Annotated in this window: 12 protein-coding genes; 4 read left to right on the top strand and 8 right to left on the bottom strand. The window is 64.8% G+C overall.

The window, feature by feature from the left end; translation table 11 throughout:
- The first annotated feature begins 23 nt into the window (after positions 1-23).
- Positions 24-2,603: an ATP-dependent chaperone ClpB gene (gene clpB, locus IZV00_RS12880; protein WP_196225000.1), complete on the top strand. Its 2,580-nt coding sequence runs from the start codon at positions 24-26 to the stop codon at positions 2,601-2,603.
- Between the two features lie 96 nt (positions 2,604-2,699).
- On the opposite strand, the gene IZV00_RS12875 is transcribed toward clpB, so the two are convergent.
- The 4 genes from IZV00_RS12875 to xseA form a co-directional block, all read right to left on the bottom strand.
- Positions 2,700-5,786, bottom strand: coding sequence for a TonB-dependent receptor plug domain-containing protein (locus tag IZV00_RS12875; protein WP_230463218.1), 3,087 nt, complete (start codon positions 5,784-5,786; stop codon positions 2,700-2,702).
- A 319-nt stretch (positions 5,787-6,105) separates the two neighbouring features.
- Positions 6,106-6,945: a M23 family metallopeptidase gene (locus IZV00_RS12870; protein WP_196224999.1), complete on the bottom strand. Its 840-nt coding sequence runs from the start codon at positions 6,943-6,945 to the stop codon at positions 6,106-6,108.
- Positions 6,942-7,154, bottom strand: a complete 213-nt coding sequence (locus IZV00_RS12865) for a DUF2093 domain-containing protein (protein WP_196224998.1) — start codon at positions 7,152-7,154, stop codon at positions 6,942-6,944. Before IZV00_RS12865 ends, IZV00_RS12870 begins: the two co-directional genes overlap by 4 nt.
- A 33-nt stretch (positions 7,155-7,187) precedes the next feature.
- Complete coding sequence (gene xseA / locus IZV00_RS12860) at positions 7,188-8,693, bottom strand: exodeoxyribonuclease VII large subunit (RefSeq protein WP_196224997.1); 1,506 nt, start codon at positions 8,691-8,693, stop codon at positions 7,188-7,190.
- Between the two features lie 7 nt (positions 8,694-8,700).
- Here xseA and purD point away from each other — a divergent pair, with 7 nt between their 5' ends.
- The gene (gene purD / locus IZV00_RS12855; protein WP_196224996.1) at positions 8,701-9,978 is read left to right on the top strand and encodes a phosphoribosylamine--glycine ligase; all 1,278 of its coding nucleotides are present in this window, start codon (positions 8,701-8,703) and stop codon (positions 9,976-9,978) included.
- A gap of 75 nt (positions 9,979-10,053) precedes the next feature.
- Positions 10,054-10,569: a hypothetical protein gene (locus IZV00_RS12850; RefSeq protein ID WP_196224995.1), complete on the top strand. Its 516-nt coding sequence runs from the start codon at positions 10,054-10,056 to the stop codon at positions 10,567-10,569.
- Between the two features lie 73 nt (positions 10,570-10,642).
- Here the strand turns inward: IZV00_RS12850 and IZV00_RS12845 are convergent, their stop codons facing one another.
- From IZV00_RS12845 to mutY, 4 genes are read right to left on the bottom strand one after another with little or no spacing between them, the layout of a single operon-like run.
- On the bottom strand, positions 10,643-11,440 hold the full coding sequence (locus IZV00_RS12845) for an inositol monophosphatase family protein (protein WP_196224994.1): 798 nt from the start codon (positions 11,438-11,440) through the stop codon (positions 10,643-10,645).
- Positions 11,427-12,773 carry a TldD/PmbA family protein gene (locus IZV00_RS12840; RefSeq protein WP_196224993.1) on the bottom strand — a complete coding sequence of 449 codons (1,347 nt, stop codon included), beginning with the start codon at positions 12,771-12,773 and terminating at the stop codon, positions 11,427-11,429. Before IZV00_RS12840 ends, IZV00_RS12845 begins: the two co-directional genes overlap by 14 nt.
- A 47-nt stretch (positions 12,774-12,820) precedes the next feature.
- The gene (gene nudC / locus IZV00_RS12835) at positions 12,821-13,723 is read right to left on the bottom strand and encodes an NAD(+) diphosphatase (protein WP_196224992.1); all 903 of its coding nucleotides are present in this window, start codon (positions 13,721-13,723) and stop codon (positions 12,821-12,823) included.
- Positions 13,713-14,780 carry an A/G-specific adenine glycosylase gene (mutY, locus tag IZV00_RS12830; protein WP_196224991.1) on the bottom strand — a complete coding sequence of 356 codons (1,068 nt, stop codon included), beginning with the start codon at positions 14,778-14,780 and terminating at the stop codon, positions 13,713-13,715. Before mutY ends, nudC begins: the two co-directional genes overlap by 11 nt.
- A gap of 26 nt (positions 14,781-14,806) precedes the next feature.
- Here mutY and IZV00_RS12825 point away from each other — a divergent pair, with 26 nt between their 5' ends.
- Positions 14,807-15,349 (top strand): DUF721 domain-containing protein, encoded by a 543-nt coding sequence (locus IZV00_RS12825; protein ID WP_196224990.1) that lies wholly within the window; start codon positions 14,807-14,809, stop codon positions 15,347-15,349.
- The last annotated feature ends 22 nt before the right edge of the window (positions 15,350-15,371 follow it).

Here is a 15,371-nt window from a genome sequence, read left to right as displayed (position 1 = left end):
GCAAGTTTCACGAAGGGCTTCCTATGAACCTCGAAAAATTCACTGACCGCGCCAAGGGCTTCCTGCAATCGGCGCAGACCGTCGCGATCCGCATGAGCCATCAGCGGATCAGTCCAGAGCATCTGCTGAAGGCGCTGCTGGAGGACAATCAGGGCATGGCATCCGGCCTGATCAAGGCGGCGGGCGGCGATCCCGCTATCGCGCTGCGGGAAACCGATGCGGCACTGGCCAAGGTGCCTGCAGTATCGGGCAGCGGAGCGCAGCAGACGCCGGGCCTCGACAATGATGCGGTGCGGGTGCTGGACAGCGCCGAGCAGGTGGCGGCGAAGGCCGGGGACAGCTTTGTCACGGTTGAGCGACTGCTGCTCGCGCTGACGCTCGCGACCACGAGCGCAGCGGGCAAGGCTCTGGCGGCGGCGGGACTGAAGGCGGAGGCGCTGAATAGCGCGATCAACAATCTGCGCGGCGGGCGCACGGCCGACACGGCGGGCGCGGAGGATCGCTATGACGCGCTGAAGAAATTCGCGCGCGACCTGACCGAAGCGGCGCGCGAGGGCAAGCTGGATCCGGTGATCGGGCGCGACGAGGAAATCCGGCGGACGATCCAGATTTTGGCGCGGCGGACCAAGAATAATCCGGTGCTGATCGGCGATCCGGGCGTGGGCAAGACCGCGATCGCGGAGGGCCTGGCGCTGCGCATCGCCAATGGCGACGTGCCCGATACGCTCAAGGACCGCACGCTCATGGCGCTCGACATGGGCAGCCTGATCGCGGGCGCGAAATATCGCGGCGAGTTCGAGGAGCGACTGAAGGGCGTTCTGGACGAAGTGAAGGGCGCGGAAGGCCAGATCGTCCTGTTCATCGACGAGATGCACACGCTGATCGGCGCGGGCAAGTCGGAAGGCGCGATGGACGCGGGCAATCTGTTGAAGCCTGCGCTCGCACGCGGCGAACTGCATTGCATCGGCGCGACGACGCTCGATGAGTATCGCAAATATGTTGAGAAGGACCCCGCGCTCCAGCGGCGTTTCCAGCCGGTGTTCGTGGGCGAGCCGACGGTGGAGGACACCATCTCCATCCTGCGTGGCCTGAAGGAAAAATATGAGCTGCACCATGGCGTGCGGATCACTGACGGCGCGATCGTGTCGGCGGCGACGCTGTCCAACCGCTACATCACCGACCGCTTCCTGCCGGACAAGGCGATCGACCTGATGGACGAGGCAGCTTCCCGCCTGCGGATGGAGGTGGAGAGCAAGCCCGAGGAGATCGAGACGCTCGACCGGCGGATTATTCAGCTGAAGATCGAGCGCGAGGCGCTGAAGAAGGAAACCGACAAGGCGTCCAAGGATCGGCTCGACGCGCTGGAAGAAGACCTCGCCAATCTGGAGGAGCAATCCGCGGCGCTGACTCAGCGCTGGCAGGCCGAGAAGGACAAGATTGCGGGCGAGAGCAAGCTGAAGGAACAGCTGGAGGCCGCGCGTGTCGAGCTGGAACAGGCGCAGCGAGCGGGCGACCTCGCCAAGGCGGGCGAGCTGGCTTACGGACGCATTCCCGACCTGGAGCGCAAGATCGCCGAGGCGGAGGGCGCGACCGAAGGCGCGATGCTCCGTGAGGAAGTGACGCCAGAGGATATCGCCTCGGTCGTGTCGCGCTGGACCGGCATTCCTGTCGACAAGATGATGGAGGGCGAGCGGGAAAAGCTGCTCGCCATGGAGGAAGAGCTTGGCAAGCGCGTCATCGGGCAGGCCGATGCGGTGAAGGCCGTATCGACTGCCGTGCGCCGGTCGCGGGCGGGCTTGCAGGACCCAAACCGGCCGCTGGGGTCGTTCCTGTTCCTTGGCCCGACGGGCGTGGGCAAGACCGAGCTGACCAAGGCGCTGGCCGGGTTCCTGTTCGACGACGACAGCGCGATGGTGCGCATCGACATGAGCGAGTTCATGGAGAAGCACAGCGTCGCTCGCCTGATCGGCGCGCCTCCGGGCTATGTCGGCTATGAGGAAGGCGGGGTGCTGACCGAAGCGGTGCGGCGGCGGCCCTATCAGGTCGTGCTGTTCGACGAGGTCGAGAAGGCGCACAGCGATGTGTTCAACGTGCTGCTGCAAGTGCTGGACGATGGCCGCCTGACCGATGGGCAGGGGCGAACGGTGGACTTCACCAACACGATCATCGTGCTGACGTCGAACCTGGGCAGCCAGTTCATCGCTTCGCTGGCCGACGACGAGCCGGTCGAGAAGGTCGAGGATCAGGTGATGGACATCGTCCGGGGTCACTTCCGGCCGGAGTTCCTGAACCGCCTTGATGAAGTGATCCTGTTCCATCGCCTCGGTGCGAGCCACATGGCGCCGATCGTGGACATTCAGGTCGCGCGCATCGGCAAGCTGTTGAAGGACCGCAAGGTGAAGCTGGACCTGACAGATGGTGCGCGGGCCTGGTTGGGACGGGTCGGTTATGACCCGGTCTATGGCGCGCGACCGCTCAAGCGGGCGGTGCAGCGTTATTTGCAGGACTCGCTGGCGGACTTGATCCTGCGCGGCGAGGTGCCGGATGGCGCGACGGTGCGAGTGGACGAGGGCGATGGGGCCTTGCAGTTGCGGGTAGGGTAATGTTCATCACCCCTCGCCTGACGGGGAGGGGCTTATATCGAAAAAGGGGCGCATCCTTTCGGGCGCGCCCCTTTTCTTGTTTCAACTGACTTCAGATCAGAAGTTGGCCTTCACGCCCAGACGGTAGCCGCGGCCGTAGATGCCGGTGCCACCCTGGACGGGGTTGTAGTTGTTAGCGCCATAGGTGATCGGATCGATCGGCGGCAGATCGTCAAAGACATTGAGCACGTTCAGATAGAGCGTGAAATTGTCGTTGAGCTTGTAGCTGGTGGTGAGATCGACGGTGATATAGGGCTTTACGTCGCACTTGACGAACTGCTTTGACAGTAGTCCGCAATCGCCCGACGTGCCGGGACCTTCGATGTCTTCGGCCGACAGATTATAGCCGCCGAAATATTCCGCCGTCGCCGAAAGCGTCCAGCGCTTCCATTCGAGCGTGTTGGTCCAGCTGCCATGCCATTCAGGCGTGCCCGAACCTGCGGTCAGGCTGTTGTTGCCGAGCGTGCCTTCATAGCTTTCGACGCTGCCGTCGGCGAAGGTCGTATCGAGATTGATGATGTAGGTCGCCTCCAGCGAACTGGTGAAGCGCACATCGCCGAAATCGAACCGGCCGGTCGCCGCGAAATCCAGACCTTCGGACCGGATCGTGTTGGCGTTGATGAGCGGCGCCTGGACATAGGCGACGCGCGGCAGGGCGTTGGGATGCTGGGGATCGGGCGAATCCTGAATGATGTTGTAGCCTGCCGGGATCGCTGCACCCGAATAATAAGCGGCCAGCGCCGGGCCATAAGGCGCGGGAATGATCGCACCCTTCTTCTTGATATTATAATAGTCGACGCTCAGTCGGATATTGCGCGTCGGCTCGAAAATCACGCCCGCCGTCCAGCTAGTCGATTTTTCCGGCTTCAAGTCAGGGCTTGCTAGCTGGGTCTGACCGTAGCTGCTTGAGTTGAGATAGGTCGGGCAGCTGGCAAAGGTATCTTGCGAACAGCCGAACTGAGCTAGATAGGAATCGGGGAAGGTCGATTTGGTATTGTTCACAAAACCGGTCGTCGGCAGCGCGTTGGCCTCGGCAAAGCTGGGGATGCGGAAGCCCCGCGACCAGGTGCCGCGTAGGGTCAGCGCATCGATCGGCTTGTAGCGGAAGCCGACCTTGGGCGAGAAGGCGTCCTGACCGCTGTTATAATTGTCGTAGCGGCCCGAGGCGTTGACTTCGAAGCCTTCAAAAGCGGGGACGTTCAGCTCGACAAAGCCCGACCGAACGACGCGCTCACCCTTGGTGCCGAAGGCATTGAGGATGAAATAGCGCTGGGTCGGACCTGCAAAGTCGTCGTTGGCGCTGGGCGCGTTGATCGATTCCAGACGGATTTGACCACCAAAGCCAAGCTGGACGGGGCCAGCGGGCAGATCGAACAGCGTGCCGTTGAAGCTGACTTGGGCGGCATAAAGTTCGGACTTGGACTTGGTGATGTTGTCCGGCGACAGATAATCGAGGACCGACTGGCTGTTCGACAGCGGATTGACGAAATTATAGCTGCCGTCGGCAACTACGTTCAGCAGGTTCTGGATGTAGACATAGCCCTTCGACGTGCGGGTGAGGTCGGTCACCATGCCGACGATGTCCGCCGCAAAGTTCCAGTTGTCCGTGATCGGACCACCGATCGAGAAGGCGCCGCGATAGGTGCGGCTAAGCGTCTCATTATATTCGGTCAGGTTCGGAATACGGCCCATGATCCGCGCCTGCAGGCCCTGCGCGGCGAACGGATTGTTCGGATTCAGCGTACCGTTGGTGACGTCGCAATTGGGCTGGGGCAGGCCGTTGACTAGCGGGCAGACATAGACCGGCAGCGCCAGCGCGAAGGAGCCGGGCGCGTTCGGAAGGCCGCTATTATAGGTGCTGAAGCGTGGGAAAGCGATGCCAGCCGGGCCATTGGCGCGGATCGTCGCCGGTTCGCCGCTATAGCTGACCTTGCTCTGCAGATAATTGGCGGTGAAGGACGCCTCGATATCGTCGGTGACCGCCACGGTCGCCTTCAGCGCGCCACCGAAGCGTTCGATTCGGGGAGAGATGACGCCATACTGCCGCACCAGATCGCCCTGGCAGACAGTGGTAGGGGCGAATGTGTTCTGACCGTCGGCCTGCGCCAGTTCCGCCGGCGTTAGCGTGTAAGGCGTCTCGCCTGCTATGCAGCCTGCCGCTGGATTTAGGATCTGATAACGACCCAGCGGATCATCAAGCGCGCTTAGGGAGTTTGTAGGCGCGACAAAAAAGGTCGTGGCGAAGGAACGGCGGTCGCTTGACGACGTAGCATCTTCCCAGCCAACGTAACCAGTGCTCGACGGGTTGATCGAACCCCCATTGGGACCGACCTGAGGCCCACACTCCCGGCCGGTGCTGGTCTCGCGGCAGATGCCCGACTGATCCTGGGAATTATAGGGATAGGGCCGGTCGCGATTGTAAAGCGCGTTCTGGCGATACCAGAAGCCGCTGGCGTAGATATTGTAGCCGTCGCGGCCGAGATCGCCGGTGCCTACGGTCAAGGTGGCGCGGTAGTTTTCGCCATCGCCGCGTTCGGTGATGCCGCCTTCGATGCGACCGCCAATGCCCTTGAACTGCTTTTTGGTGATGACGTTTATGACGCCCGCGATGGCGTCGGCGCCATAGGTGGACGATGCGCCGTCTCGCAGCACTTCAACGCGATCGACGATATCGTCAGGGATGGTGTTAAGATCGACAAAGTTGCGCGTCGCATCATCCGCCAGCGGATAATAGGCGGCGCGTTGGCCGTCGAACAGGACCAGGGTTGAACTGGTGGACAGGCCGCGCAGCGAGACCGCGGACGCGCCAGCCGCAAAGGCGCCGTTGGCCGAGAAGCTGTTGGTGAGCGCAGCGCCATTGTTGGACGAGATGCGCTGAAGCGCTTCCTGCGTCGTCTGGATGCCGCGCTGTTCGAGCGACTCGGACGTCAGGACTGAGATCGGCGAAGGCGTGTTGTTCACGTCCTGCCGCAGAATGGAGCCGGTGACCACGATGGTCGCCTCCGGCTCTTCGGCCGCGGTGCCTGCTGGAGTGTCCTGCGCAAAGACAGGCGCCGCCAGGGCCGCGAAACCGGCGCCCGCGCATGCGAGCGCCTGCAGCGCCGCGCTATTGCGCAGCCACGCATTGTTCGAGATTTTCTTCACAGTCCAGTCCCTTGCTCTGGAGCGGCGCAAGCGAACCTGCGCCTAGTTTCCGACGCATGGAGAGGGGCGTTAGGAGCCCGACAGCAAACCCCTCTTCATCCGTGCTGTGCGATAGTCTGCGCAGTCGTTTTATGCGTGTAAAGCAATGCTGCTGGCATGAGCGCACTTTGCTGTTTCACTGTCGTAAATTTGCCACATAGGCGATAAGCGCGGTTTTACGTTCGTTTAACAACTTTATTTGGCGTCATTTATGGCGGGCGGAACTTTGATGCTCTGCCATTGCCACAAGTTACACTAAGTTGCGCAAATGCATCTCAGTTCAGTTTGCTGGCATTGGTCCGGTGAGCAGAAGCGGGTCGATCCGCGCTTCGTTCCAGCGCAAGCCCCAGTGAAGGTGCGGGCCAGTGGCGCGACCGGTGGCGCCGATCGCGCCGATGCTCTGCCCCTGACGAATGGACTGTCCGAGCTTCACGTCGATGCGGGAGAGGTGAAGGAAGGCGCTGCTGAGGCCATGGCCGTGGTCGATCATCAGCAGATTGCCCTCCAGCGTGAACGGATGATCGGCCGCCAGTGTCACCACGCCGTCAGCAGGAGCCAGAACGGGATCGCCGGTCGCTCCGGCAATATCTATGCCGCCATGATAGGCGCCGGGGACGCCCTGATAGACGCGCTGCGATCCAAACAGGCCGGAGATGCGGCCGACGCGCGGCCAGAGGAAGCGCTGGCGCCAGCCTTGGGCGCCGGTTTCCTGCGCGCGGGCGGCGGCGATCTGCGCCAGTTCCGGGCGGCGCAAGGCCAAGAAGGCTTCATTGTCGCGCACCGGGCGGAGGGGCGTGTTGACGCGCTCTATCCGCCAGGCGCGTGGGGCGATGCTGATGGGTTGGTTGATGATGCGACCGTCTGAGAGGCTGGCGGTGAGCTGTGCCTGCGGCCCGGCGTCACGGTCGAAGGCGATGAGGAAGCGGCCATCGGGATCGACGCGAACGAGTTGATTGTCGAGGCGCAATTCCGCCGTCGCGGGGGGCGCGGTTCCGGTGAGCGTGCCGCCCTGCTGTGCGGTGCCTTGAAGGGTAATGCTGGCGGCGGGGACGGGTGCCGGATTGTTCGCCGCGCCCACACTGCCGGTCATCAGCAGAAGCGCGGCTGCCCAGCATTTCATCGCAGGCCGCGCGCCTTCAGCTCCGCCTGGGCCGAGGCTTCGGCGCTGGCATAGGGTTCCTGCCGGGCGATGCTCCAATAGCGCAGGTCGTCGAGCGCAATTTTCTCGCCAGTGACGGCGCAGACGACATGGTCGCCCGCCTGAAGCACACGGAAGCTGTAGGCCATATAATGGAGGCGGGCCGGACGATCGCGGTTGGACATCAGCATGGGATCAGGCGGCCTTCTTAACATTCATGCACATCAGGAGAACAGGTCCTGCTGGCGGGTTTCGCCGCCCTCCTGCGGTTTGCGGGAAGGGCGGGATGTAGGGGATATAGCTTGCGACGGCGCCTTCTCAAGGGCTGGTGATGACGGGCCGCTTTCCACCGTCGCCGCGACCGCGCCATCGTCGAAATGGAGCGACACCGTGCCTGCCGCACGGGCTTCATCGACTGTCCTGACGAGGCGGTCCCCCGCCATGACGCGGGCGAAGCCGCGCTTGAGCGGCAGGTCGGGATTGACCGAGACGAACAGGCGCGACAGGCGGTCGAAGGCGGTGGCGCGGTCGTGAAAAACGCGGGTCAGGTAATCGGGACGCAGGCGCTGACGGTCGAGCCGTTCCTTCGCGCGGCTCAAATGCTGATGCAGGAGCGCGGGACGGAGCGCACCGCTGGCCTGCCCCAGATGCGCGCGCGCATCGGCTACCCGGTGGCGCAGGCCGTTGCCAAGATCGCCGGACAGCTGGTCGAACCGCTGCCGCTGCGGGGCAAGCAGCATGTCGGGCGTGGGCATGAGCCGGGCCTGCACCTCTAGCCGCTCGCGCGCCTGCGCAGCACCGCGACGCACCGCACGGTTCATGCGCAGGCCCTGTTCGGTCAGCATCGCCATCAGATCAGCGCGCACCGGCACCGCCATTTCGGCAGCGGCGGTCGGCGTAGGCGCGCGCATGTCGGCGGCATAGTCGCAAAGGGTCGTGTCAGTTTCGTGGCCGACAGCCGAGATGATCGGGATCGAACAGGCCGCAACCGCCCGGACGACGATTTCCTCGTTGAAGCTCCATAGATCCTCAACCGATCCGCCGCCGCGCGCGACGATGACGAGGTCGGGCCGGGGCAGCGGGCCGCCCGGCTGCATGGCCGAAAAGCCGCGTACGGCGCGGGCCACCTGCTCGGCCGCGCCCTGCCCCTGCACCAGCACCGGCCAAAGCAGGACGTTGGTCGGGCAGCGATCTTCGAGGCGGTGGAGAATGTCGCGGATCACCGCGCCGGTCGGCGAAGTGACGACGCCGATGGTACGGGGCATGAAGGGGAGCAGGCGCTTACGGTCGCGGTCGAACAATCCCTCGGCGGCGAGCTTGGCCTTGAGCTTTTCGAGCAGCGCCATCAACGCGCCCTCGCCCGCCAGCTCCATCCGCTCGATCACGATCTGATATTTGGAGCGGCCGGGATAGGTGGTGAGCTTGCCGGTGGCGATCACCTCCACCCCGTCCTGTGGCGCGAAGGGCAGCCGTTGCGCCCCGCCCTTCCACATCACGCCGTCGATGACCGCATTGTCATCCTTGAGGCACAGATAGAGGTGCCCCGACGCGGCGCGCTTGAAGCCGGAAATCTCGCCGCGCAGGCGGACATGGCCGAAGCGATCCTCGACCGTGCGCTTCAAGATCGCCGACAATTCGCTCACCGAAAGCGGCGGCGCGTTGTCCCCCGCCCGTTCCTCGGCTAACAGGCGGCCCGATGCATCCAAACCAGCTTCATATTCCGGGGACATGGGCGAAATGAACATCCTTTTGTTGGGCAGCGGTGGCCGCGAACATGCTTTGGCCTGGAAGCTGGCGCAATCGCCCAGCCTCACGACCCTTTATGCAGCGCCCGGCAACCCCGGCATAGCCCAGCATGCGACGTTGGTCGACCTGGATGCCACGGACCATCGCGCGGTGGTCGATTTCTGCCTGCGCCATGCGATCGGGCTGGTGGTGATCGGGCCGGAAGCGCCTCTGGTCGATGGACTGGCCGACAATTTGCGGGTCAAGGGCTATCCGGTGTTCGGGCCGGGCAAGAAGGCGGCGCAGCTGGAAGGGTCCAAGGGCTTTACCAAGGATTTGTGCAAGCGCGCACACATTCCAACCGCCGCCTATGAGCGCACCCACAGCAAGGATGGTGCGATCGCGGCGCTCGGCGACTTCGGCCTGCCGGTGGTGATCAAGGCCGATGGTCTGGCCGCGGGCAAGGGCGTGATTATTGCGGAGACGCGCAATCAGGCCGTCGAAGCGATCGAGGACATGTTCTCCGGCGCATTTGGCGCGGCAGGCGCGGAAGTGGTGCTGGAAGAGTTTATGACGGGCGAGGAGGCAAGCTTCTTCGCGCTCACCGACGGCAGCGCCATCCTGCCCTTTGGTTCGGCGCAGGATCATAAGCGGGTGGGTGACGGCGATACCGGACCCAATACCGGCGGCATGGGTGCCTATAGTCCGGCGAGGGTGCTGACGCCCGAACTGGAAGCCGAAGTGATCGAGAAGATCATCCGGCCAACCGTTGAAACATTGGCCGCCGAGGGGACGCCTTACTCGGGCGTGCTTTATGCCGGGCTGATGCTGACCGACGAAGGGCCGAAGCTGATCGAATATAATGCGCGTTTCGGCGACCCGGAATGCCAGGTGCTGATGATGCGGTTCGACGGCGATCTGGTCGAACTGTTGCTGGCGGTGGCGCAGGAAAGACTGGCGGAGCAGGGGCCGGTGACGCTGGCCGACCGCACGGCATTGACGGTGGTGATGGCCGCAAACGGCTATCCGGGCACGCCGGAAAAGGGCGGCACGATCGGCGGCATAGACGCGGCCGAAGCGAGCGGCGCGCGGGTGTTCCATGCAGGAACGGCGGACAAGGATGGCGTGCTGGTCGCCAATGGCGGGCGGGTGCTGAACGTCACGGCGAGCGGCAGCAGCGTGGGCGAGGCGCAGGCGGCGGCCTATCGGGCGGTAGATGCCATCGAGTTCCCGACCGGATTTTGCCGTCGCGACATTGGCTGGCGCGAAGTGGAGCGCGAGGGGCGCTAAGACTGTCCAATACAGGCTCTTGCCGATTGTGCGCCAGCGCCCTTAGATAAGGGCCTGAAAACAGGAGGGAGCGTGATGCAGGAATTTTTCATGGACTACGGCCTGTGGCTGTTGATCGGGCTGTTGGTCCTGATCGGCGTCGTGTTCCTGCTATCGGGGCGCAAGACGCCCATCGACAACGCCCCGGCCGAGCGTGCTCCTGTAGTGGAACGACAAGAGCCGCCGGTTGCGCCCGCCGCAGCAGAACCGGTGACCGTTGCACCCACGACAATCGCGGCTGAGCCTCAGCCTGTAGTCGCGCCGGTATCGCCGCCGATTTCCGCTGCCCTGGCGGCGGCGCCCACATCGGACGCGCATGACAATCTGCTGAGGATGAAGGGGGTCGGCCCCAAGCTCAATCAACTGCTGATCGAGCTGGGCGTGACCCGCTATGCGCAAATTGCCAACTGGAACGAAGCCGACATCGCGGCGATCGATACGAAGCTTGGCAATTTCAAGGGTCGCCCCGTACGCGACCAGTGGGTTGATCAGGCGAAATATCTGGCGGCTGGCGACACTGCCGGGTTCGAGGCAAAATACGGCAAGCTTTAAGGCATAGCGAGCGATGGTGTTAGCTTCGGCTCAGGAAAAGACGATAGGCGAACAGACCACGTAACGCGCTCTTTCAGCCTTGCCCTAGCAGTTCGCGGGCGCGGGGGGCCAGGCGCTGCGTCGCTGCTTCATGGATGCCGGGGGCTGTGCAGAGCAGGCCGAAGGCGGTGGGGTCCGGGCGGTTAAAGGACAGAGGGACGCCGAGCGCGTCGGTGACGGTCGCTCCTGCTTCCTGCGCGATCAGGGCGGCGGCGGCGACATCCCATTCATTGCCCCAGCGAACGGTGGCGACGAGGTCGGCCTCATCGGCGGCGACCATCGCCATGCGCAGCGCGATGCTGTTGGGCTTGTGGACGGTGACGAGGTCGCGGTCGTAGCGGGGGAGTTGATCGGCGGGCACGCGGGCGCCGGGCAGGATCATGCGGGACCCTGCGGAAAGCACGCGGCCGTTGCGGGTGGCGCCCTCCCCCGCCCGCGCGATCCACAATTCGTTGCGGGCAGGCGCGGCGAGGATGCCGATGCGCACCGCGCCATGTTCGACCAGCGCAACCGACACGGACCAGCCCGGACGACCGCGCAGATAGTCGCGGGTGCCATCGATCGGATCGACCACCCAGACGCGGGCAAGGTCGAGGCGGTGGACGGTGTCGGCCGTCTCCTCCGACAGCCATCCGGCGGTGGGGTCGATGATGCTGAGGCTCTGGCGGAGCATCTCGTCAATTTCGAGGTCCGCCTCGCACACAGGATGGCCGGGGACCTTTTCCCATTGGCGCACCTGCGTCTGGCCGCCCGCCCAGAGGGTAAGCGCCCGATCGGCCGCGTCCGATACCGCGCCGACCAACGCGCGCAGGTCGATCTCACCCCCCGGCAACGGTCATCCCGTCGATGCGGATGGTGGGCACGTTCATGCCATAGCGGAATTCAAGGTCGTTCGCGGGCACGAGGGCGCGGAACATGTCCTTCAGATGGCTGGCGATGGTGATTTCTGAGACCGGGCGGGTGATCACGCCATCCTCGATCAGGAAACCGGCGGCGCCGCGGCTATAATCGCCGGTGACGCCGTTCACGCCCATGCCGATCAGTTCGGTGACATAAAGACCGCGCTTGACGTCGGCCATCAACTCGGCGGGCGAGAGGGTGCCGGGCTCCATATGGACGTTAGTGACGCCAGCGCCGGGCGCGCCGCTGCCGCCCCGGCTGGCATGGCCGGTGGGCTGTAGGCCGAGCTGGCGGGCCGATGCGCTGTCCATCAGCCAGCCGGTCAGCACGCCCGCATCGATCAGGGCACGACGGGCGACCGGCAGCCCCTCACCGTCGAAGGGGCGCGAGCGCATGCCGCGCAGGCGGAGTGGATCGTCGATGATGGTGATGGCGCTGTCGAACAGCTTCTTCCCGAGGGAATCGAGCAGGAAGCTCGACCGACGGGCGATGGCGGGGCCGACGATGCCGCCGATCAGATGGCCGAGCAGGCTGGAGCCAATGCGCGGGTCGAACAGGATGGGAAGGACGCCGCTTTCGAGCTTCGCGGGGTTGAGGCGAGCGACGGCGCGCTCCCCCGCCCGGGCGCCGATTGTCGCGGCGTCATCCAGATCAACCAGATGGCGGACGCTGTGGCTGGCATGGTCCCGCTGCATGTCCGCGCCGGTGCCTGCAAGAACGCTGGCCCAGGTCGAATGACTAGTGCCCGCATAGGCACCGGCAAAACCGTGGCTGGTGGCGAGCGCGACCTGGCTGCGGCCGTTGGACGCGCCGCCGCCTTCGCTGTTGGTGACGCCAGCGACGGCGCGGGCGGCTTCCTCGACAGCCAGGGCGCGCTCGCGCAGTTTCGCGGGTTCAGGCTCGCTCGGATCGGCAAGGTCTAGTGCAGGCAAAGTGCCGCGCAGTAGCCGGTCTTCGGGCGCAAGGCCCGCATAGGGATCTTCCGGCGCCTCCCGCGCCATGGCGATGGAACGATCGACCAGCGTGCTCAAGGTCGCGGGATTCATGTCCGACGCGGCGATGCTGGCGGAGCGCTGACCGACGAAGACACGCAGGCCGATTTCTTCCCCCTCCGATCGCTCCACATCCTCCAGCGCGCCAAGGCGCACCGCGACCGTGGTCGAAGCATTGCAGGCGTAGATGGCGTCGGCCGCGTCAGCCCCGGCCCTGCGTGCCGCCGTCACCAGATCCTGCGCGCGGGACTGGGCTTCTTCAAGGCTGAGCATGGGTGCGGGGCGTTCCTGCTGAGGGGTGAGGCGTCAGGCCATGGGCCTTACGCGCTTGAACCCGGCGGGGCAACCTGCGCATCGGCCCAATGCTTGAGGACATGGTGTGCGACGGCCATGGGCGGAGGCGGGGTGAAGGGTGCGTTCGCTTCCCCTGCCAGCGCCGCGCGGACTCCGGCCGCGTCGCACCAAAGGGCATGCTCAATCTCGGTCTCGTCCAGCGTCAGCGCATCATCGTCAGCCTGCGCAATGCAGGCGATCATCAGCGACGAAGGGAAAGGCCATGGCTGGCTCATCACATAGCGGACGGAACGAACGGTGATGCCCGCTTCCTCCTTGATCTCGCGCATGACGGCTTCCTCAAGGGTTTCGCCCGGTTCCACGAAACCGGCGAGCGCGGAGTAGAGGCCCTGCGGCCAGCTATGCTGCCGTCCAACCAACACGCGGCCGTCATGTTCGGCCAGCATGATGACGACGGGATCGACGCGGGGGAAATGTTCCGCATCGCAGGCGCCGCAGCGACGCGCCCAACCCGCCTTTTCCGGGCGAGTACGCGATCCGCAGACGGAGCAAAAGGGATGGCGGCCATGCCAGTGGACGAGGCTGCGCGCGGTCCCGTAAAGGGCGACTTCATCGGCGGGCACTTCGGCAACGATGGCGTGGCTGCGGCCGCTGGGGGCGAAGTTGGCGCCATTTTCCTCGATCAGGCGAACGAACAGCGGGCGCTGCCCTTCATCGATGCCGAGAAGGAGGTAATCTTCCGCCTTGGCGTCGTCAGGCAACGGCTCCATCAGCAGATGGCCGTCCTGCGTGACCGGATCGAGCCCGTCGAGGACGAGGTAGCGGGCCTCGGGGTTTGCAAAAGCCTGCGCCGCAAGATCCGGGTTCATGCGGATTTGATCGGCGCGGTCCAGACGGCCACCTGCATAGCTGGGCTGGTCAAGGAACATAGGCGTCACTCTCCTTCATCGCTGCTTGCGCCGCCCGGCGGAACAGGGTGGGAAGGCCCGCCTCGTCTATGCGGGCGAGCGGCCACCATTCGCCCTCGCCGACGGGCATGCTTTCCTTTGCCACATGGGCGACATGAATGGTCAAGGCCAGCGAGAAATGCGTGAACACATGGGCGACGGGTTCCGGCAGCGTTTTCCACGATGCCGCAAGCGGCGGCGTGGCGCCGGGCGTGGCGCTCCAGTCCGACGAGGGAAGCGCGCGCATGCCGCCGAGTAGTCCCTTGGCCGGGCGGCGGATCAGCCAGACATGGCCGTCCGCCCGCTCGATCCACCAGCTATGGCCGATGCGGTGCGGTTTCGCCTTCTTCGCGGCCTTGACCGGGAAGGCGGCGGGATCGGCCATGCGGAAGGCTGCGCAGTCCTGCCGCAACGGGCAGATGCCGCAGGCGGGGTTGCGCGATGTGCAGATGGTCGCGCCAAGGTCCATCATCGCCTGCGCGAAATCGCCAGCGCGGGCATCGGGGGTGATGCTGTCCGCAGCGGCGCGGATGGGGGGGCGGGCGGCGGGGAGCGGCGTGTCGATGGCGAACAGGCGGGCGACGACGCGCTCCACATTGGCGTCCACCACTACGGCGCGGCGGCCGAAGGCGATGGCGGCGACGGCGGCGGCGGTATAGGCGCCGACGCCCGGGAGGGCGCGCAGTCCTTCTTCATTATCCGGGAAGATGCCACCATGCTGATCCGTCACTGCGCGGGCGCAGGCGAGCAGGTTGCGGGCGCGGGCATAATAGCCAAGGCCTGCCCATGCCGCCATGACGTCGGCATCCTCCGCCCCCGCGAGCGCCTCTACCGATGGCCAGCGATCGGTGAACTTCGCGAAATAGGGGGCGACGGCGGCGACGGTCGTCTGCTGAAGCATGACTTCGGACAGCCAGACGCAATAGGGGTCCGCCGCGTTGGCGCCCGGCGGGGCGCGCCAGGGAAGGCGACGGGCATGGACGTCATAATGTACGAGCAGATCTGCTGCGATTTTCATGAGGTTCCGCTCGACGTCCATGGCTGCCCTATGCCATTAAGCAGAGCATGACGGAACGGCCCGCAACACCTAAATTGAAAAGCCGTGCCCAGGCAGCGGCCGAACGGCCTCGCGTCGGCGGCCCGCGCCAGATTGCCGACCTGATGCCGCAGATCGGCGCTGCCGCTTTCCGCAAGTTCGGCTTTGTCCAGTCGAGCATCGTCACGCGCTGGGCCGAGATTGTTGGGCAGCATTATGCGGAGATTTCCGCCCCCGAATCGATCCGCTTTCCAGTAGGCAAGAAAGCCGGCGGGACGCTGCAATTGACGGTGATGAGCGGACATGCGCCAATGATCCAGCATGTGCTGCCCGACATCATCGACCGGGTGAACCGCTTCTTTGGCTATGCCGCCGTGGCGAAGGTCGCGATGAAGCAGGGCGAAGTGCGCGGTTCCACGCCCGAACGCCGCCCGCCACCGCGCAATTTGCGGCCGGTTCCGGTGGAACTTGGCGATTCGCTGCGCGACATTGGCGACCCGGAATTGCGGGCCGTTCTGGAATCGCTGGCCCAAGGGCTTGTCAATTCCAACGGTTTGCCGAAAATCAGCTGAATCATTCAATTGCCGTACAGGG

The sequence above is a fragment of the Sphingobium sp. Cam5-1 genome, assembly GCF_015693305.1.
In the GTDB taxonomy this organism is placed as follows: Bacteria; Pseudomonadota; Alphaproteobacteria; order Sphingomonadales; family Sphingomonadaceae; genus Sphingobium.
This window is presented reverse-complemented; position numbering and strand designations above follow the sequence as displayed.

What these genes read in the sequence shown, in the direction of transcription:
- IZV00_RS12825 (WP_196224990.1), top strand. Translation starts at nt 14,807, where the DNA reads ATGACGGAACGGCCCGCAACACCTAAATTGAAAAGCCGTGCCCAGGCA.
- xseA (WP_196224997.1), bottom strand. Translation starts at nt 8,693, where the DNA reads ATGTCCCCGGAATATGAAGCTGGTTTGGATGCATCGGGCCGCCTGTTA.
- nudC (WP_196224992.1), bottom strand. Translation starts at nt 13,723, where the DNA reads ATGTTCCTTGACCAGCCCAGCTATGCAGGTGGCCGTCTGGACCGCGCC.
- IZV00_RS12850 (WP_196224995.1), top strand. Translation starts at nt 10,054, where the DNA reads ATGCAGGAATTTTTCATGGACTACGGCCTGTGGCTGTTGATCGGGCTG.
- IZV00_RS12865 (WP_196224998.1), bottom strand. Translation starts at nt 7,154, where the DNA reads ATGCTGATGTCCAACCGCGATCGTCCGGCCCGCCTCCATTATATGGCC.
- clpB (WP_196225000.1), top strand. Translation starts at nt 24, where the DNA reads ATGAACCTCGAAAAATTCACTGACCGCGCCAAGGGCTTCCTGCAATCG.
- IZV00_RS12870 (WP_196224999.1), bottom strand. Translation starts at nt 6,945, where the DNA reads ATGAAATGCTGGGCAGCCGCGCTTCTGCTGATGACCGGCAGTGTGGGC.
- IZV00_RS12840 (WP_196224993.1), bottom strand. Translation starts at nt 12,773, where the DNA reads ATGCTCAGCCTTGAAGAAGCCCAGTCCCGCGCGCAGGATCTGGTGACG.
- purD (WP_196224996.1), top strand. Translation starts at nt 8,701, where the DNA reads ATGAACATCCTTTTGTTGGGCAGCGGTGGCCGCGAACATGCTTTGGCC.
- mutY (WP_196224991.1), bottom strand. Translation starts at nt 14,780, where the DNA reads ATGGACGTCGAGCGGAACCTCATGAAAATCGCAGCAGATCTGCTCGTA.